This window comes from Kocuria sp. CPCC 205258, assembly GCF_040981005.1.
Classification (GTDB): Bacteria; Actinomycetota; Actinomycetes; order Actinomycetales; family Micrococcaceae; genus Kocuria; species Kocuria rosea.
Window position 1 is genome coordinate 518,603 of record NZ_JAVKPS010000002.1, and the last position, 17,619, is coordinate 536,221.

A 17,619-nucleotide genomic window follows, 5' to 3' on the forward strand; every position below is an offset into this window, starting at 1 on the left:
AGGACACACTGTGAAGCGCTCCACCACCCTTTCCGCCCTCGCCCTGGCCTCCGCCCTAGCCCTCGCCGGCTGCGGCGCCGACAGCTCGGAGCAGGACGCCGGCACGGGCGCGGAGACCTCCGCCCCCGCGGCCTCCGCCCCCGCGGCCTCCGCCCCCGAGGGCACGGGCACCGCACCGGCCTCCGGCGCCGCGGCGGAGATCTCCGCCGAGCACAACGACGACGACGTGATGTTCGCGCAGATGATGATCCCACACCACGAGCAGGCCGTGGACATGAGCGAGATTCTGCTGGCCAAGGACGACGTCCCCGCCGATGTCCGGGCCTTCGCCCAGAAGGTCGTCGATGCCCAGGGCCCGGAGATCGAGCGCATGAACCAGATGCTGCGGGCCTGGGAAGCGCCGATGCCCGGCGAGGACTCCACGTCCATGGACCATGGGACCGGCGGGATGATGAGCGAGGAGGACATGGGCATGCTCAACGATGCGCAGGGGACGGACGCGGCCCGGCTGTACCTGGAGCAGATGACCGTCCACCACGAGGGCGCGGTCGAGATGGCCCGGGACCAGGTCGAGCAGGGGCAGAACCCCCAGGCCGTCGAACTGGCCCAACAGGTCGTCGAGGACCAGGAGGCGGAGATCGCCGAGATGGAGCGGATGCTCCAGGAGCTGCCGGACGGTTCCTGACCGCCCCGGTGACCGGCGTCGTCGCCCACGGGCGGCCGCCGGCGGAAGCCGACCGACCGATCGAAGGAGGACCGCGATGATGTGGGGCGACGGCATGGGAGGGGGCATGGGCTGGATGTGGATCTTCTGGCTCCTGCTCATCGTGGGCGCGGTCGTACTGGTCGTCGTGCTCGTGAAGCTGCTCACCGGGAACTCGGGCGGCGGGACCCGGCAGGACGGGAGCGCCCCGCCGCCGATGGGCGCGGGTCCGCGCCGGTCCCGGGAGATCCTCGAGGAGCGCTACGCGCGCGGGGAGATCAGCACCGAGGAGTTCCGGGAGCGGCTGCGGACCCTGGAGGAGGGCGACCGGTGAGCCCGCTGACCCGCCGGCAGCTGCTGGCCCTGGGCGCGGCCGGCGCCGGCGCCGCGGCCGTGGGCGGGGCCGGGCTGTGGTGGACCGGCGGCGGGGGCGAGGCCCTCGGCGGCGGCCGGGAGCTGCTGCAGCCCGAGGTGCTGTCCAGCCGGGACGGGGCCCTGGACCTGGCCCTGGAGGCCGCCCCCGCCCGGGTGCGGATCGGGGCGCGCACCGCGCACGTGCAGGCGTTCAACGGCTCCCTGCCCGGGCCCACCCTGCGGGTCCGCCCCGGCGACACGCTCCGGGTGGCGATGACCAACGGCCTGGACGACCCGACGAACCTGCACGTGCACGGTCTGCACGTCTCCCCGGAGGACAGCGGGGACAACCCCTTCGTGAGCATCGCCCCCGGGGACTCCTTCGACTACGAGTTCACCCTGCCGGGCGACCACCCGCCGGGCACCTACTGGTACCACCCGCACCACCACGGGCACGTGGCCGACCAGCTGGCGGCGGGTCTCTACGGGGCCATCGTGGTCGAGGACCCGGACCCCGTCCCGGTGGCCCGGGAACGGGTCCTGGTGATCTCCGACCTCACCCTGGACGCCTCCGGGAACCTCGCCGAGATCTCCCCGCCCGAGCGGATGATGGGCCGGGAGGGCGAGACCGTGCTGGTCAACGGTCAGGTCCGTCCCGGAGCCATCGCGGCACCCGGGGAACGGGAGCTGTGGCGGGTCGTCAACGCCTGCCCGGCCCGGTACCTGCGCCTGAGCCTGGACGGGCAGGACCTGCGGCTCTCCGGCCGTGACGTCGGCCGGCTGCCCGAGGCGCTCGAGGTCACCGACGTGACCCTGGCGCCGGGCAACCGGGTGGAGCTGCTGGTGGACGCCCGGGCTGGCACCTCCACCCTGGTGGCCACCCCGGTGGATCGCGGCAGCATGGACGGAATGATGGGCGGGATGACGGGTCCGGGCGGGGACCGTCCCGGCTCCGGCGGTCCGGTCGAGCTGCTCACCCTGGAGGTCGCCGGGGACCCGGTCGAGCCGGCCGGGCCCGTGCCCGCGGGGCCGGCGCCGCGGGACCTGCGCGAGGAGCCGGTCGAGGCCCGGCGCACCCTGGACTTCGCCATGGGCATGGGCATGGGCATGAGCATGGGCGGAATGATGGGCGGCATGCGCGGTCCCGGGCAGATGATGTCCTTCACGATCGACGGCCGGAAGTTCGACGCCGGGCGCACCGACCAGCGGGTCCGGGTGGGCACCGTGGAGGAGTGGACCCTGGTCAACTCCAGCCCCATGGACCACCCGGTGCACCTGCACGTGTGGCCGATGCAGGTCGTGGCCGAGGCGGGCCGCGAGGTCTCCGGACCGCGGTGGCAGGACGTGGTCAACGTCCCGGCCTTCGGGGAGGTGACGGTCCGGGTGGCCTTCGACGACTTCGCCGGCCGCAGCGTCTACCACTGCCACATCCTCGACCACGAGGACCTCGGCATGATGGGCACCCTCGAGGCCCGCTGAGGCCCGCTGAGGCCCGCCGAGGTCCGTCGGTCCGACCCCGTGCAGGGCGGTGGCGCCGGAGCGCGGGCCGGGAACCCGGTCGCCCGAGGCGCTCTTCCGAGGCAGGGTCAGGTCATTCCGCGGGACACTGACGCTCGGCCGGCTCCTCGTGGTCGGGCACCGGCCGGGACTCCGCCTCCTGGGCGGTGGCGGCCACGCCGTTGCGCTCGATGTCCTCGATCAGCCAGTCCATCTCGAAGATCTCCCGCCGCTGGGCCTCGCTGATCTCGACCGCCAGTTCGCACACCCGCACGTCGGACAGCTCGGCGCGCTCGGACCGGGTGATGGCCAAGGAGTGGTGCGGGATCATCCCGCTCATGTACGACGTGTCCTGCACCGTGGTCTGGCTGCGGTCCAGGAACGCCCCGGTGCCGAACAGCAGGAGGCTGACCACCACGATGGCCACGTTCGCCTTGGTGTTCTTGTACATGTTCAGCATCCAGGCGAGCATGATCAGGCCCATGGTCCCGCCCATGGTCAGGGTCATGAACAGGCGGCTCTCGCTCCAGCGCACGTGGCCCCACTCCCAGGAGCCGATGAACATGGCGGCGTACATCACCACCATGGCCGTCAGGATCATCGCGCCGAAGCGCAGGTACATCTTCGGGGCGTCGTGGGACCGGTGCTCCTCGTGCGAGTCCCCGTCCGGCCGGCTCCCACCGTGCTGACGTCCGTCGCTCCTGTCGTCTCCTGTGCTCGACACGGAACTCCTCCGATCTCCGTGGTCCGGTCCGAGGACCCCCGCCGCGGCGGAGCAGCCGCTGCCGCGGGGGTCGGGTCGGTGCTCCGCCGGGCTCAGCCCAGCGAGGCGAGGAGGTCGGCGCAGGCCTGCTCGCAGCGGCGGCAGGCCTCGGCGCAGACCTTGCAGTGCTCGTGCATCTCGGCGTGCCCGGCGCATTCGTCCCCGCAGGCCTTGCACGCGGTGCGGCACGCCTCGAGCAGGGCCCGGCCGACCTCGGCGTTGTTGCCGGTCTGGCGGGAGAGCGCCTTGCCGGTGGCGGCGCAGACGTCGGCGCAGTCGAGGTTCTTGCGGATGCACTCGGTCAGCTCCGCGACCATGTCCTCGGCCAGACAGGCGTCGGCGCAGGCGGTGCAGGTCTGGGCGCACTCGAAGCACGCCGCGATGCACTCGGCCAGCTTCTGCCGGTCGATGTTCCCCAGGTCCTTCGGGTAGGTCTCGAGCATCGAGGTCACGTGGGTCATGGTCTCGCTCCTTCGTCCGTCCTGCCGTGGTGCGGACCGGTCGGAACCGGACCGCCGTGCAACCGACAGTAAACTGCCGATCCGGCGGAGTGAAGCCCTGGACGTTGAAGATTCCGTGAAGAAGCCCTGGCCACGGGGGGCGGACGAATCGGTCGGCGCCGGCCGCCACTGCCGGTCACGCCGCGGACGCCTCCTGGGCGTGGTGCCGCCGGTTTTGTTACTGCGAATGAAACTCATTACCATGAGAGCTCGTGGAGACCGGTTCTGGCAAGGGGGAAGCATGCGCGGTGCGACCGGAGTGGACGTGCGGGGGCTCGAGGTGGCCCTGGCCGGACGGCCGCTGCTGCAGGGTGTGGGCTTCCAGGTGCCGCCCGGTCGGCGGGTCGCCCTGCTCGGCGCCTCGGGCTCGGGGAAGTCCCTGACGGTCCTGGCCCTGCTGGGTCTGCTCGGGCACCGCTTCGACGTGCAGGGCTCCCTGCGGGTCGCCGGCCGTGAGCTGCCGTGGCGGCAGGCTCCCGGGCGGCGTCCGGGAATGGCCGCGGTCTTCCAGGACTCCCAGGCTGCGCTGAACCCCGTGGTGCGCCTGGACCGGCAGCTGCTGCCCGCCGTGGCCCGCCGGCGCCGGCTCGGTGCGGCGGCCGCCGGCCGGGTCGTGGCGGATCTGCTCCGCCAGGTCGGCTTCGAGGACCCGGCGCGGATCCTGCGGGCCCACCCCTCCCAGCTGTCGGGCGGGCAGCGGCAGCGGGTGTGCCTGGCACTCGCCATGGCCGCCGCCCCGGACCTGCTGGTGGCCGACGAGCCGACCACGGCGCTGGACATGATCAGCCAGCGCCACGTGGTCGAGGCCCTGCGCCGGTGCACCGGCGCAGGCCGCGGCGGGCTGCTGTTCGTCACCCACGACCTGGCGGTCGCCGCCGACCTGTGCGACGACGTCGTCGTCCTGGACCGGGGACGGGTGGTCGAGTCCGGCCCGATCCAGCAGGTGGTCCGATCGCCGCAGGCGCCCTTCACGGCCGCCCTGGTCGAGGCCGCCCGCACCGGACTCCGGTCCGCCGCGGCTCCGCCGGCTGCCGCCCCGCTGGGCGTGGCCTCGTGAGCCGGGCGGCGGAACCCGCCGCACTGCACGGTGCCGGGCTTACCAGGAGCTACGGCACGCGCTCCGGCGCCGTGGCCGCGGTGCGCGGTGTCGACCTCGCGGTGCGCGAGGGGGAGTCGCTGGGCCTGGTCGGCCCCTCCGGATCGGGCAAGTCCACGCTGCTGTCCCTGCTGCTGGGCGTCGAGCGCCCGGACCGGGGCGAGATCCTCTTCGACGGCGTTCCCCTGACCGGCCGGCAGCAGATCCGGCGGGCCAGGCAGGCCGTGCAGTACGTCCCGCAGGACCCCGCGTCCAGCCTGGACCCGCGGCGCAGCGTCGAACGCCAGCTGCGGGAACCGCTGCGCCGCTTCCGCATCGCGGGCGACCACGCCCGCCTGGTCCGGGACGCCCTGGAGCGGGTCGGCCTCGACGCCGAGCACCTGGGCCGGCGCGCCCACGAGCTCTCCGGCGGTCAGGCCCAGCGCGTGGCGATCGCCCGGGCCCTGGTGACCCGGCCGCGGATCCTCCTGGCCGACGAGGCGGTCAGCGGCCTCGACCTGCCGCTGCGCCACCAGGTGCTGGACCTGCTCCAGGAGCAGCACGTCCAAGAGGGACTGGGGCTGCTGTTCGTCTCCCACGACCTCACCGCGGTCCGCTTCCTGTGCCGCCGGGCGCTGGTGCTCGACCACGGGCAGGTGGTGGAGGGGGGCCCCGTCGACCGGCTGCTCGAGGCGCCGCGCCACCCGACGACGCAGGAGCTGGTGGCTGCGGTTCCGTACCTGGCCCCCTGAGCCGGCGGCCGCACCATCCCTGTCACCCACCACCGATCACCACACCGAAAGGGCCTCCTGATGCCACCTCGCCCCTCCGCTCCCCGTCCCGCCCGACGCCGCGCCGGCCTCGGCCTCGCCGCGGTCAGCCTGCTGCTGCTCACCGGCTGCTTCTCCGAGGGCTCCGGCACCGCCTCCGCCGGGGGAGCCGGCGGCTCGACCGGCGCACGGATCGAGCTCGCCATGCTGCAGCCGCCGCGCTCGGGGCTGTCCCCGCTGAGCGACGACGCCTTCAAGCTCTCCCGCTGGTCCACCGCCGAGACCCTGGTCCGGCTGGACGAGGCCGGGGACGCCCAGCCGATGCTGGCCACCGAGTGGGAGCAGCTCGACGACACCACCTGGTCCTTCACGATCCGGGACGGCGTCACCTTCCACGACGGCACCGAGCTCACCGCGGAGAACGCCGCCGCCTCCCTGGCCCGGGCGGTGGAGGCGGAGCCGGCCCCGCGCATCCTGGACGGGGTGGAGATGAGCGTGGACGCCGAGGGCGACACCGTGCGGGTCACCACCGCCGAGACCGACCCGCTGGTCCCGCAGCGGCTGTCCAGCCCGCAGCTGTCGGTCCTGGCCCCGGCCGCCTACGAGGGCACCGCCGTGACCCCGGTGGGCCACGGCACGGGTCCGTTCGAGCTCACCGCCGTGGACGGCACCTCCGGGGCCACCCTGGAGCGCTACGAGGACCACTGGGGCGGCGCCGCGGCCGCGGCCGGCATCGACGTGTCCTTCGTGCCCGACGGCACCGCCCGGGCCGCCGCGCTGCGCACCGGCGAGGCCGACGTCGTCGAGGCCGTACCCGTGGGCCAGGCCGCCCAGGTCGAGGTGGACCTCCTCGAGGAGGTGCCGATGCCGCGCACCAACACGCTCTACCTCAACACCGAGGACGGACCGTTCGCCGACCCCGCCCTGCGCGCCGCCGCCCGGGAGGCCCTGGACCCGCGGCGCATCGTGGACGGGGTCTACGAGGGCCGGGCCGACGTGGCCGCGGGGCTGCTGGGCCCGGCGATCCCCTACGCCGCGGAGGGGCGGGACACCGACGCCTACCGCGAGGCGCTGGCCGACCGCGCCGAGGCCGGGGACCCGGCCGGGCGGAAGATCACCATCGGCACCTTCACCGACCGGGCCGAGCTGCCCGAGGTCGCCGTCCAGCTCCAGCAGCAGCTCGAGGCCGCCGGCTTCGAGGTCGAGCTCGAGGTGCGCGAGTACCAGTACATCGAGGCCGACGCCCTGGACGGCGACTTCGACGCCTTCATCCTCTCCCGCGCCACGGTGCTCGACTCGGGTGACCCCGTGGCCTACATGGTCAGCGACTTCGGCTGCGAGGGCTCGTTCAACCTCTCCCAGTTCTGCTCCGGGACCGTCGACGACGCCCTGACCGCCGCGGAACAGGCCCCTCCCGGCGAGGAGCGCCAGGAGGCGATCATGGCCGCCGAAGCGGCGATCCTGGCCGAGGACGCGGCGATCCCGATGCTCCACGAACGCGTCATCCAGGGTGAGCAGGACGGCGTGGAGGGCGCGGTCCGCGATCCGCGCGAGCGCGAGCTGATCACGGCCGAGACCGCCGTCTCCGAGTGACGGGCCGAGTGAGGGGACGGGGAGGGGCTGCGGCCCTGATCTCCCGCGCCGCGGCCTGCGCCGCCGTCGTCCTGCTGATCGGGGCCCTGCCGTGGCTCTCGGGCAACAGCCCGGAGTACACGGTGCTGCGCGCCCGCTACGCGGACCGGCCGGCCACCCCGGAGGTGCTGGCCCAGATCCGGACCGAGCTGGGCCTGGACGGCGGCCCGGTGGCCGTCTTCGCCGACTGGGCGTGCGGCGTCCTCACCGGGGACCTCGGCACCTCCTGGATCAGCGGGCGCCCGGTCCTGCCCGGCGTCCTGGAGGCCATGGGGGTGTCCCTGACGCTGATGGGCGCGGCCCTGCTCGTCGCCCTGCTCGTGGCCGCCCTGATCTGCGTGCCCATCGTCCGCAGCGGGCTCGCCGGACGCCCCGCCCGCGGGGCCGGGGCGGCGGCCGCCGCGCTGACCGCGCTGCCGGAGTTCCTGCTGGCGGCGGTGCTGCTGATCGTCGTGGCCGTCTGGGCGGGCTGGCTCCCGCCCTACGGATGGCAGGGGCCCGAACACGTGGTGCTCCCGGCCCTGGCGCTCGGCCTGCCCGGAGGTGGGCTGATCGGCCGGTTGCTCTCGACCGCCCTGGCCGGCGCCTTCACCGAGCGCTGGGTGCACACCTGGGCCGTGGCCGGGCACTCCCGGCCGCGGATCGCGCTCGCGGCGCTGCACCGGGCCCTGCCCGGGGTGATCGGGCAGATCGCCCTCGTCGTCGTCGGGCTCACCGGCGGAGCGGTGCCGGTCGAGGAGGTCTTCGCGATCCCCGGCCTGGGCCGGACCCTGCTCGGGGCCGCGGCGGCCCAGGACATCCCCGCCCTGCAGGCGGGGATCCTGCTCCTGCTCGTGCTCGCCGCGCTGTGCGGGGCCCTGGCCGCCCTGGCCCGCCGGGCGCTGCTGGGGCCGGCCGCCCGCTCCGGGGACCTGCCCGTCCCCGGGCCGCCCTCGGGGCGGCGCCGGGCGTGGTGGACGGTGCCGGCCGTCTCGGGGGCCCTGCTGCTGGGGCTCGTCGTCGCCGGACTGCTCCGGGACCCCTACACCTCCGCCCACGGGCGGCTCGAAGCGCCCTCCTGGGCGCTCCCGCTCGGGGCCGACGCGTCCGGCCGCGACGTCCTGGCGCGTGTGGGGCACGGCGCCCTGGACACCCTGGGCCTGGCCCTGGTCGTGGTCGCGGCCTGCCTGGTCATCGGTCTCGCCGTCGGGATGACCGGGACATGGTCCACCGGGCCCGTCGAGGTCACCAACGCGGCACCGCCGATCATCGCCGGCATCCTCGTCGTGGCGGTCGCCGGCCCCTCCGCGGCCGGGGCCGCCCTGGCCGTCACCCTGGTGAGCTGGGCACCGCTGGCCGCCCACACCGCCGCCCTCGTGGCCGAGATCTCGGCCCGGCCCTACGTCCGGGTGCTGCCCCTGCTCGGTGTGGGCCGGACCCGCGTCCTGGCCGGGACCGTCCTGCCCACCCTGCTGCCGGAGGTGACCCGGCACGCGGTCCTGCGCCTGCCCGGTACCGCCCTCGCCATCGCCGGCCTCGGCTTCCTGGGCCTGGGGCAGCAGCCGCCGGCCCCGGAGTGGGGCCTGCTGCTGGCCGAGGGCATCGGCTACGTCGAGCGCGCCCCGTGGACCGTGCTCGGTCCCGCGGGTGCCCTGGTGCTCGCCTCCGTCCTGGCCGTCTCCGTCTCCAGCGCCGACGTCACGGGACGCGCGGCCCGTCCCGGGCGGGGACCTGCTGACACGGGACCTGCTGCCACGGCGTCTCCTGCCACGCGGTCCGTTCCGCGCCGCGGGGAGGACGCCGTGCGGTCCGCCGCGCAGCCGGCGCGGCGCTGATCCCGGCGGCACCGGTCCGCCGCGGAACCGGTGCCGAATTGACCATCGTTCTCATTTTCTTGAGAATGGCTCTCATGAAACTTCGATCCACGCCGGAGGCACCGGCCCCCGCGGACCGCTCGGCGATCCGCACGGAGGACCTCACCGTGGTCCTCGGCGCCGCCCCGGTGCTGCGCGGGGTGGACCTCGCCGTGGCCGAGGGCGAGGCCGTGGCCCTGATGGGCGGCAACGGCTCCGGGAAGTCGACGCTCATCAAGTCCCTGCTCGGCATCGTGCCCGTCGACTCCGGCGAGGCCCGGCTGTTCGGTGCCGACGTCACCGGCGCGCGCCGGACCGTGCCGTGGTCGCGCATCGGTTACGTCCCCCAGCGCGTCGGCGTCGGGGCCGGGGTGCCGGCCACCGCGCTCGAGGTGGTCGCCTCGGGACTGACGGGACACCGGCGCCTCCGCCCCGGCCCCGGGGCACGGCGCGCGTGCCTCGACGCCCTGGAGCAGGTGGGACTGGCCGACCGGGCGCGCGAGAGCGTGGCGATCTTCTCCGGCGGCCAGCAGCAGCGGGTGCTGATCGCCCGGGCGCTGGTGCGGCGGCCCCGGCTGCTGCTGCTGGACGAGCCCCTGTCCGGGGTGGACCAGGTCTCCAAGGAGGCCATGGCCCGCATCCTGGCGCAGCTGCAGGCCGACGGCACCACGCTCCTGGTGGTGCTCCACGAGCTGGGCGAGCTGGCCCCCCTGCTGGACCGCGCCGTGGTGCTGCGCCACGGGCGCATCGTCCACGACGGCAGCCCTCCGCTGCCGGCCCCCGGGCACGACGCCCCCGATCACGAGCACCTGCACCCCCACGGGGACGAGCACTCCGCCGTCCCGACCGCCCCCGATCTCCACGGAAAGCCCCAGTGACCATGCTTGAGACCCTCGCCGCCATGCTGGCCAGCCCGCTGATGCAGCGCGGTCTGCTGATCGCCGCCCTCGTGGGTGTCTCCGCGCCGGTGATCGGCACCTACCTCGTCCAGCGGCGCCTGGCCCTGCTCGGCGACGGCATCGGCCACGTCGCCCTGACCGGGGTGGCCATGGGCTGGCTGGCCGGCTCCGCGGCCGGGCTCACCCCGCACGACGCCCTGGCCGTGCCCGGGGCGGTGGTCGCGGCCATCATCGGCGCGGTGCTCATCGAGGTGATGCGCACCAAGGGGCGCACCAGCGGCGACGTGGCGCTGGCCCTGCTGTTCTACGGCGGCATCGCCGGCGGCGTGCTGCTGATCGGGCTGGCCGGCGGCACGTCGGCGAACCTCACCGGCTACCTCTTCGGGTCCATCGCCACCGTCACCCCCCTGGACGTCTGGCTCACCGCCGGGCTGGCGGCGGTGGTCCTGGGCCTCGGGCTCGGCCTGCGCCCGGCGCTGTTCTCCCTGTGCCACGACGAGGAGTTCGCCCTCGCCACCGGTTTGCCGGTGCGGGCGCTGAACATCATGGTGGCTGTCATGGCCGCCCTGACCGTCTCCGTGTCGATGCGCGTGGTCGGCGTCCTCCTCGTCTCCGCCGTGATGATCGTCCCGGTGGCCGTGGCCCAGCTGGTCACCCGCTCCTTCGCCGGGACCATGGGGACGGCCATGGCCGTCGGGGTCGGGGTCTGCGTCACCGGCCTGTCCATCACCTACTTCCACCCGCTGTCCCCCGGGGCCACGATCGTGGTGCTGGCCATCGCCTGCTACGTGCTGGCGCTGCTCCTCCGCCCCCTCCTGGGACGCGCCCGGCGCCACGGCGGACCGGACCGCCTCCACGACGTCGAGGACGACCTCCAGCTGCGAGGAGCGTGACCGTGTCCCGGACCACCCGGCAGCGCTCCGCCCTGGCCGAGCTGCTCGAACGGACCCCCGAGTTCCGCTCCGCCCAGCAGCTCCACGCCATGCTGGGGGAGCAGGGGGAGTCTGTCTCCCTCGCCACCGTCTACCGCAACCTCAGCGCCCTGGCCGAGGCCGGGGAGGTCGACGCCCTCGCCGCCCCCGGCGGGGAGACCCGGTACCGCCGGTGCCGGCGCACCGAGCACCACCACCACCTGGTGTGCCGCCGCTGCGGCCGCACCGTGGAGGTGGCCGAGACCGCCGTCGAGCGGTGGGCCACCCAGACCGCGCGCCGGCACGGGTTCACGGACGTCTCCCACGCCATCGAGCTGCACGGGACCTGCGAGACCTGCCGGCAGGATGCCTGAGGGTCGGCCCGCCGCAGCTGTTTTGACAATGATTCTCAGATTGACTGAGAATTGTTCTCATGATCCTGTCGCGTGCTCTCGCTGTCCCGCTGTCCCTGACCGCCGCTCTCGCCCTGTCCTCCTGCGCCTCCGGCGCGGGCGACCCCTCGGCCGCCACCGCGGGTGACGCCGGGGAGACCCTGAGCGTGCAGGCCTCCTTCTACCCGCTGCAGTACGTCACCGAGCGCGTCGGCGGGGACCTCGTGCAGGTGGAGTCGTTGACCCCCGCCGGGGCCGAGCCGCACGACCTGGAGCTGTCCCCGGCCGCCGTCGACGGACTGCGCACCGCGGACGCCGTGGTGTACCTGTCCGGGTTCCAGCCGGCGGTCGACGACGCCGTGGCCCAGGCCGCCCCCGAGCACGCCCTCGACGCGGTGCACGCCGGGGTGGAGGGCGAGGAGGCCCACCCCGCCGAGGAGCACGGGGCCGCGGAGGAGGCGCACAGCGAGGAGGCCCACGGCGACGAGGCCTCCGCCGAGGAGCCGCACGCCGAGGACGACCACGGGCACGACCACGGCGGGGAGGACCCGCACTTCTGGCTGGACCCGGAGCGGCTCGCCGCGGTGGCCACGGAGGTCGCCCACGAGCTGGCCGAGGTCGACCCGGACAACGCCGCGACCTACGAGTCCAACGCCGAGGAGCTGGCCACGGAGCTGGCCGCCCTGGACGAGGAGTTCGCCGCGGGGCTGGCCACCTGTGAGCGGGACACCATCGTGGTGTCCCACGAGGCCTACGGATACCTGGCGGACAAGTACGACCTCGAGCAGGTGGCCATCGCCGGGCTCGACCCCGACACCGAGCCCTCCCCGGCCCGGCTGGCCGAGATCGGCGAGGTGGTCGAGGCCGAGGGCGTCACCACGGTGTTCTCGGAGTCCCTGGTCAACCCGAAGGTCGCCGAGACCCTGGCGGCCGAGCACGGGATCGAGACGGCGGTCCTGGACCCGGTGGAGAACCAGTCCGACGAGAGCGCCGACTACCAGCAGGTCATGCGCAGCAACCTCGAGGCGCTGCGCACCGCCCTGGACTGCGCCTAGGGCTGCGCAGCCGCCTTCACGGGGCCCGGGGACGCCCGCGAGGTGATGGACCGTCCCGAGACGGATCCGGCGGTCCCCCACCGCGCACGGGCGCGGTGGGGGAGAATGGGAACCGTGAACAGGACGACGGGGACCACCGTGGGCGCAGCCTCTCCGCACCGTGCGGCGGACCCGGGCCCCGCCCGGACCTGAGCGGGCGCCGCCGACGAAGGAGCCACGATGTCCTCACCTCCCGCGGGTCGTGTGCTGGTGGTCGACGACGAGGTCGACCTGGCGCAGCTCGTCGCGGGATACCTGCGCAAGGCCGGACTCGACGTCGCGGTGCGGCACGACGGCACCGACGCGGTGGCCGCCGTGCGGGACTTCGCGCCACAGGTCCTCGTGCTGGATCTGGGGCTGCCCGGGATCGACGGGGTCGAGGTGTGCCGTCAGGTGCGGACCTTCTCCGACTGCCACGTGCTGATGCTCACCGCCCGCGACGACGAGATCGACAAGATCGTGGGCCTGTCGGTGGGAGCCGACGACTACGTGACCAAGCCGTTCAGCCCGCGCGAGCTCGTGGCCCGGGTCCAGGCCATGCTGCGCCGGGCCCGCACCGGCCCCGCACCCGCCCCGGCGGGGCCGGTCCGGGAGCTCGTGGTCGGGGACCTGGTGGTGGACGAGGCCGCCCGGGAGGTCCGCGTGGGCGGGGAGCCGGTGGCGCTGACCCGGATCGAGTTCGACCTGCTGGCCGCCCTGGCGGCCCACCCGCAGGTGGTGCTCTCGCGCCGGCAGCTGGTGGAGATGGTCTGGGACGCCGCCTGGACCGGTGACGCACACCTGGTGGACGTGCACATCGGGCGGATCCGCAAGAAGCTCGGCGACGAGGCCGCCGGCCCGAAGTTCATCCAGACCATCCGCGGCGTCGGCTACCGGATGGGCACGGGACGATGAGCGCCACCGTCGCCGACCGCACCCGGCGCTGGTCCTGGAGCCCGTTGACGGTGCGGTTGATGCTGGCCCAGACCGCGGTGCTCCTGATCGGGTTGATCATCGTGGTCGTGACCGCGGTGCTGGTCGGGCCGGACATGTTCTTCGACGAGCTCGTCGAGTCGGGTCACGCCGATGAGGCCCTCGGGCTGGTGCACCTGGAGGACGCCTTCCGCTCGGTGAGCCTGACCGCCCTGGCGATCGGCGGGTTCCCGGCCCTCGGCATGGCCGGCCTGCTCAGCCTCTACCTCTACCGCACCATCGGGCGGTCCCTGGCCTCCTTCAGCACCGCCGCCGGAGAGGTGGCCGCGGGCAACTACGACGTGCGCGTGACCTCGGCCGCGCTGGGGCCGGAGTTCGACGCCCTGGCCGGCTCCTTCAACGAGATGGCGGCCAAGCTCAGTGCGGTGGACGCCACCCGGCGCCGGATGCTGGCCGATCTGGCGCACGAGATGCGCACCCCGCTGGCCAGTCTCAAGGGCCATCTGGAAGGCGTCGAGGACGGGGTGGTCGCCCTCGACGAGCACACCACCGGCATCCTCCACGCCCAGATCATCCGCCTGGAGCGCCTGGCCCGCGACATCCGCCAGCTCACCGCCGCCGAAGAGGGCATGACCCGGCCGCAGCTCACCCTCCAGGACCCGCGGCGCCTGGCGGGCCAGGCGGTCGCGGCCATCGAGCCCGACGCCGCCGGCAAGGGCGTGTCGATCACCGCGCTGAGCACCGGCCCGGCGACCGCCCCGGTGCCGCTGGATCCGGAGCGGATGGGCCAGGTGCTGAGCAACCTGCTGGAGAACGCCCTGCGCCACACCCCGACCGGGGGCACCATCGTCCTGCGCACCGACCACACCGCCGAGGCGGTCACCTACACCGTCACCGACACCGGGGAGGGCATCAGCGCGGAGAGCCTCCCGCACGTCTTCGAGCGCTTCTATCGCGCGAACACCGGCCGGGAGGCCCACCGCGGCGGCTCGGGGCTGGGCCTGGCGATCAGCAGAGCCCTCGTCGAGGCCCAGGGCGGAACCCTGGAGGCCACCAGCGACGGCCCCGGCCGGGGCGCCAGCTTCCGGATCCACCTGCCTCGCCGTCGCCCCACCGGCTGAGCCCGCCGGACGGCCGGTAACCTCCGGACCCGTAGCCGTCCCGCGGGTCTAGCGGACCTGCAGCTTGCGGCTGTCGTCGCGGATCTGCCCGACGAGCTGCTCCAGCATGTCCTCCAGGGTGACGATGCCCTCGGTCCTGCCGCGCTCGTCGAGCACGAGGCCGAGGTGGGCCCCGGAGTTCTGCATCAGGGCCAGGGCCCGGCGCAGGGGCATGTCCCGGTCGATCGTGGGCAGCGCGCGGATCAGGGACGGGTCGATCGGGGTGTCCCGGGCGGCCTCGTCGATCTCGATCAGGTCCTTGATGTGCACGTACCCGGCGAGCTCCCCGAAGACGTCGAAGATGGGGAACCGGGAGAACCCGCCGGCGGCCACCGTCTCGGCCTGGGCGGGCGTGACCCCGGCGGGCAGGGTGGTGACCCCGTCCAGCGGGATCACGATCCCGGTCACGCTGCGCTGCTCGAAGGTCAGGGCCCCCAGCAGCAGCCGCTCGTCGTTGGCCTCCAGCAGGCCGCCGTGGCGGGACTCCTCGACCAGGGCCGCGACCTCGTCACGGGTGAACACCGAGGTGACCTCGTCCTTGGGCTCCACCTTCAGCAGCCGCAGGATCACGTTGGCGACGCCGTTGAGCAGCCACAGCAGCGGGCGCAGGGCGGTGACGATGCCCACCAGGACGGGGGCCAGGACCACGGCCATGCGCTCCGGGCCGGCCAGGGCGATGTTCTTGGGCACCATCTCCCCGAACACCACGTGCAGGTAGGTCACCAGGGACAGCGCGATCGCGAAGGCGATCGGGTGCACGAAGGCCTCCGGGACGCCGATCGCGGCGAAGGGGACCTCCAGCAGGTGGGCGATGGCCGGTTCGCTGATGTAGCCCAGGGCCAGGGAGCAGATGGTGATGCCCAGCTGCGCGCCGGCCATCATCAGCGAGACGTTCTCCATGGCCCCCAGGGTCACCTTCGCGGCCCAGGACCCGGACAGCGCCCTGGGTTCGATGATGGTGCGGCGGGCGGAGATCAGGGCGAACTCCGCGCCGACGAAGAACGCGTTGGCGCCCAGGAGCACCACGGTCAGGATCAGGCCGGTGACCTCGCTCATCGGGCGGACTCCTTCTGGTGGGCGGGCACTTCCACTGCGCGGTCCTCCGCGCCGTCCTCGGGTGCCGTCCCGTCACCGGGGCGGTGGACGCGGGCGTGCACCGCGGTGATGCGGTGGACGTCCAGCGCGGTGACCTCAAAGGTGATCGTGGCCTCCGGTGCACCGGGCGCGGGGGCGGCCGCCACCGTGACCCGGTCCCCGACCTCGGCCAGCCGGCCCAGGTGCAGGGTCACGAGCCCGGCGAGCGTCTCGTAGTCCTCGTGCTCGGGGACCGCCGCGCCGAGGTGCTCGGCGGCCTCGTCCGGGCGCAGCGCCGCGGAGAGGTCCCAGGACCCGTCCGGCTCCACCGTGACCGGCGCAGGCTCGGGGTCGTGCTCGTCGCGCACCTCTCCGACGAGCTCCTCGACCAGGTCCTCCAGGGTGACCAGCCCGGCGGTGTCGCCGAACTCGTCGATCAGCACCGCCATCTGCAGGCCCCCGGCGCGCAGGGTGTCCATCAGCTCGTCCAGCTCCACCGTGTCCGGGACGAAGGTCACCTCGTCCATGACCGCTCCCACGGTGACGGCGTTCCGCTCGCGGTAGGGCACGGCCAGGCCGTGGCGCACGTGCACCTGGCCCAGGACCGCGCCCTCGTCCGCGTCGAGGACGGGGAAGCGCGAGTGCCCCGAGGCCTTGGCCGCGGCCAGCAGCTCGTGCACGGACGCGTCCGGGGCCAGGGTGGTCATCTGACCCCGGGGGGTCATCACGTCGTGGGCGCGGCGGTCGCCGAAGGCGAAGGAGCGCTCGACCAGCTCGGCGGTGGCCGCGGCCAGCGCCCCCCGCTCGGCGGAGTGGCGCACCAGCCCGGCGAGCTCCTCGGGGGAGCGGGTCGAGGCCAGCTCCTCCTGCGGCTCCACCCCGAGGGCGCGCACGATGCGGTTGGCGTTGCCGTTGAACAGCCGGATCGGCCAGGCCAGGGCTCTGGTGAAACCGCGCTGGAACCCGCTCACCGCACGCGCGGTGGCCAGCGGCCTGGAGATGGCCAGGTTCTTGGGCACCAGCTCCCCGAAGATCATGGTCAGGCCGGTCGCCAGCACCAGCGCCAGCACGACGGAGGCGGAGCGGGCCGCCACCGGGGACAGCCCGGCGTCGGTGAGCGGGCCCACGATCAGGGCGGCGATGGCCGGCTCGGCCAGGAAGCCGATGCCCAGGTTCGTCACGGTGATGCCCAGCTGCGCCCCGGAGAGCTGCGTGGACAGGGTCTTCATCGCCCGCAGCACCCCGCCCGAACGGCGGTCACCCGTGGCCGCGGCGGCCTCGACGTCGTTGCGGTTGACGGTGATCAACGAGAACTCGGCGGCCACGAAGGCCCCGCAGGCGGCGATCAGGGCCACCCCGAGGAGGATCGACAGGACTTCCATCAGCCCCACCACCTCGTCACATCTGCACGGCCCGAAGGCCGGGGTCTGTCACAGGGCGCGTCGCAGTGGGCGCTCATGATCTCCGTATCTCACTCATGCACAGGGCGGCCCAGCATCAGGCCGCAGGAACCAGGAAATCTAGCAATCCCAGCCGGGAGAAGGCTGAGAAAGATGAAAGGCGGATGAGAACCGGCGCAGCCCGCCAGTAGGCTCGGGCCGTGACCGGACTCAGTGGAGCGGCCCTGCTCGAGGTGCTCAGCGCCGCCGCGACCAACGCCGGTCTGGCCCTGGTGGCGGCGGCCGTGATCATCCGCTGCCTGCACGTCCGGTGGCACCGGACCGAGGCGATCCACGTCCTCCGGGACGGGGCGCACTGCCTGCGCTGGCACACCACGCGCTACGAGATCCACGAGGAGCCCTGGCACCACCCGCCGGTGCCCGCTCCCGACTCCGGGGCCGAGGTCGTCGTCTGGTTCCACTCCCGGCACCCCGAGCAGTGGAGACTGAGCACCCCGCACCGCCCGGTCTGGGCGCTGGCGGTCTGCGGGGCGGGCCTGGTGCTCCTGGGACTGCTGATGCCGGTGTTCCAGTAGGCCCCGGCCCGATGCCCCGGTGCACCGCCGAACCTGTGCGTCAGCCCGGAATGTGGGGCGTCGTCACGTGGGGGCG

General features: G+C 74.0%; 18 protein-coding genes. 14 read left to right on the plus strand and 4 right to left on the minus strand.

The window, feature by feature from the left end; genetic code table 11:
* The first annotated feature begins 10 nt into the window (after positions 1–10).
* From RF644_RS05680 to RF644_RS05690, 3 genes are all read left to right on the plus strand, one after another.
* Positions 11–685 (plus strand): DUF305 domain-containing protein, encoded by a 675-nt coding sequence (locus tag RF644_RS05680; RefSeq protein WP_368795761.1) that lies wholly within the window; start codon positions 11–13, stop codon positions 683–685.
* Positions 686–761: 76 nt separating this feature from the next.
* A complete protein-coding gene (locus RF644_RS05685) occupies positions 762–1,037 on the plus strand; it encodes an SHOCT domain-containing protein (RefSeq protein WP_368795762.1) in 276 nt (91 codons plus the stop codon).
* Positions 1,034–2,536: a multicopper oxidase family protein gene (locus tag RF644_RS05690; RefSeq protein WP_368795763.1), complete on the plus strand. Its 1,503-nt coding sequence runs from the start codon at positions 1,034–1,036 to the stop codon at positions 2,534–2,536. The genes RF644_RS05685 and RF644_RS05690 overlap by 4 nt, the downstream gene beginning before the upstream one ends.
* Before the next feature lie 112 nt (positions 2,537–2,648).
* Here RF644_RS05690 and RF644_RS05695 read toward each other — a convergent pair whose 3' ends face one another.
* Both RF644_RS05695 and RF644_RS05700 read right to left on the minus strand, forming a co-directional pair.
* Positions 2,649–3,278: a DUF305 domain-containing protein gene (locus tag RF644_RS05695; RefSeq protein ID WP_368795764.1), complete on the minus strand. Its 630-nt coding sequence runs from the start codon at positions 3,276–3,278 to the stop codon at positions 2,649–2,651.
* A gap of 92 nt (positions 3,279–3,370) precedes the next feature.
* Positions 3,371–3,778, minus strand: a complete 408-nt coding sequence (locus RF644_RS05700; protein ID WP_368795765.1) for a four-helix bundle copper-binding protein — start codon at positions 3,776–3,778, stop codon at positions 3,371–3,373.
* Between the two features lie 280 nt (positions 3,779–4,058).
* On the opposite strand from RF644_RS05700, the gene RF644_RS05705 reads away from it, so the two are divergent.
* From RF644_RS05705 to RF644_RS05750, 10 genes are all read left to right on the plus strand, one after another.
* Positions 4,059–4,874 carry an ATP-binding cassette domain-containing protein gene (locus RF644_RS05705; protein WP_368795766.1) on the plus strand — a complete coding sequence of 272 codons (816 nt, stop codon included), beginning with the start codon at positions 4,059–4,061 and terminating at the stop codon, positions 4,872–4,874.
* Positions 4,871–5,644 (plus strand): ABC transporter ATP-binding protein, encoded by a 774-nt coding sequence (locus tag RF644_RS05710; RefSeq protein ID WP_368795767.1) that lies wholly within the window; start codon positions 4,871–4,873, stop codon positions 5,642–5,644. Before RF644_RS05705 ends, RF644_RS05710 begins: the two co-directional genes overlap by 4 nt.
* Before the next feature lie 60 nt (positions 5,645–5,704).
* On the plus strand, positions 5,705–7,255 hold the full coding sequence (locus RF644_RS05715) for an ABC transporter substrate-binding protein (RefSeq protein ID WP_368795768.1): 1,551 nt from the start codon (positions 5,705–5,707) through the stop codon (positions 7,253–7,255).
* A gap of 8 nt (positions 7,256–7,263) precedes the next feature.
* On the plus strand, positions 7,264–9,108 hold the full coding sequence (locus RF644_RS05720) for an ABC transporter permease subunit (RefSeq protein ID WP_368795769.1): 1,845 nt from the start codon (positions 7,264–7,266) through the stop codon (positions 9,106–9,108).
* 74 nt (positions 9,109–9,182) lie between these two features.
* Complete coding sequence (locus RF644_RS05725; protein ID WP_368795770.1) at positions 9,183–10,004, plus strand: metal ABC transporter ATP-binding protein; 822 nt, start codon at positions 9,183–9,185, stop codon at positions 10,002–10,004.
* 2 nt (positions 10,005–10,006) lie between these two features.
* On the plus strand, positions 10,007–10,918 hold the full coding sequence (locus RF644_RS05730) for a metal ABC transporter permease (RefSeq protein ID WP_368795810.1): 912 nt from the start codon (positions 10,007–10,009) through the stop codon (positions 10,916–10,918).
* Positions 10,915–11,310, plus strand: coding sequence for a Fur family transcriptional regulator (locus RF644_RS05735; RefSeq protein WP_368795771.1), 396 nt, complete (start codon positions 10,915–10,917; stop codon positions 11,308–11,310). The genes RF644_RS05730 and RF644_RS05735 overlap by 4 nt, the downstream gene beginning before the upstream one ends.
* Before the next feature lie 59 nt (positions 11,311–11,369).
* Positions 11,370–12,383 (plus strand): metal ABC transporter substrate-binding protein, encoded by a 1,014-nt coding sequence (locus tag RF644_RS05740; RefSeq protein WP_368795772.1) that lies wholly within the window; start codon positions 11,370–11,372, stop codon positions 12,381–12,383.
* 219 nt (positions 12,384–12,602) lie between these two features.
* Positions 12,603–13,316 (plus strand): response regulator, encoded by a 714-nt coding sequence (locus RF644_RS05745; RefSeq protein WP_368795773.1) that lies wholly within the window; start codon positions 12,603–12,605, stop codon positions 13,314–13,316.
* Positions 13,313–14,455, plus strand: coding sequence for a sensor histidine kinase (locus RF644_RS05750; RefSeq protein WP_368795774.1), 1,143 nt, complete (start codon positions 13,313–13,315; stop codon positions 14,453–14,455). Before RF644_RS05745 ends, RF644_RS05750 begins: the two co-directional genes overlap by 4 nt.
* Before the next feature lie 48 nt (positions 14,456–14,503).
* Here RF644_RS05750 and RF644_RS05755 read toward each other — a convergent pair whose 3' ends face one another.
* Together RF644_RS05755 and RF644_RS05760 are read right to left on the minus strand one after the other, a co-directional pair.
* The gene (locus RF644_RS05755) at positions 14,504–15,550 is read right to left on the minus strand and encodes a hemolysin family protein (RefSeq protein WP_368795775.1); all 1,047 of its coding nucleotides are present in this window, start codon (positions 15,548–15,550) and stop codon (positions 14,504–14,506) included.
* Complete coding sequence (locus RF644_RS05760) at positions 15,547–16,950, minus strand: hemolysin family protein (RefSeq protein ID WP_368795776.1); 1,404 nt, start codon at positions 16,948–16,950, stop codon at positions 15,547–15,549. The genes RF644_RS05755 and RF644_RS05760 overlap by 4 nt, the downstream gene beginning before the upstream one ends.
* Before the next feature lie 218 nt (positions 16,951–17,168).
* On the opposite strand from RF644_RS05760, the gene RF644_RS05765 reads away from it, so the two are divergent.
* On the plus strand, positions 17,169–17,543 hold the full coding sequence (locus RF644_RS05765; protein WP_017831887.1) for a hypothetical protein: 375 nt from the start codon (positions 17,169–17,171) through the stop codon (positions 17,541–17,543).
* Positions 17,544–17,619: the final 76 nt, after the last annotated feature.

What these genes read in the sequence shown, in the direction of transcription:
- RF644_RS05730 (WP_368795810.1), top strand. Translation starts at nt 10,007, where the DNA reads ATGCTTGAGACCCTCGCCGCCATGCTGGCCAGCCCGCTGATGCAGCGC.
- RF644_RS05755 (WP_368795775.1), bottom strand. Translation starts at nt 15,550, where the DNA reads ATGAGCGAGGTCACCGGCCTGATCCTGACCGTGGTGCTCCTGGGCGCC.
- RF644_RS05745 (WP_368795773.1), top strand. Translation starts at nt 12,603, where the DNA reads ATGTCCTCACCTCCCGCGGGTCGTGTGCTGGTGGTCGACGACGAGGTC.
- RF644_RS05705 (WP_368795766.1), top strand. Translation starts at nt 4,059, where the DNA reads ATGCGCGGTGCGACCGGAGTGGACGTGCGGGGGCTCGAGGTGGCCCTG.
- RF644_RS05740 (WP_368795772.1), top strand. Translation starts at nt 11,370, where the DNA reads ATGATCCTGTCGCGTGCTCTCGCTGTCCCGCTGTCCCTGACCGCCGCT.
- RF644_RS05700 (WP_368795765.1), bottom strand. Translation starts at nt 3,778, where the DNA reads ATGACCCACGTGACCTCGATGCTCGAGACCTACCCGAAGGACCTGGGG.
- RF644_RS05725 (WP_368795770.1), top strand. Translation starts at nt 9,183, where the DNA reads ATGAAACTTCGATCCACGCCGGAGGCACCGGCCCCCGCGGACCGCTCG.
- RF644_RS05750 (WP_368795774.1), top strand. Translation starts at nt 13,313, where the DNA reads ATGAGCGCCACCGTCGCCGACCGCACCCGGCGCTGGTCCTGGAGCCCG.
- RF644_RS05715 (WP_368795768.1), top strand. Translation starts at nt 5,705, where the DNA reads ATGCCACCTCGCCCCTCCGCTCCCCGTCCCGCCCGACGCCGCGCCGGC.
- RF644_RS05760 (WP_368795776.1), bottom strand. Translation starts at nt 16,950, where the DNA reads ATGGAAGTCCTGTCGATCCTCCTCGGGGTGGCCCTGATCGCCGCCTGC.
- RF644_RS05685 (WP_368795762.1), top strand. Translation starts at nt 762, where the DNA reads ATGATGTGGGGCGACGGCATGGGAGGGGGCATGGGCTGGATGTGGATC.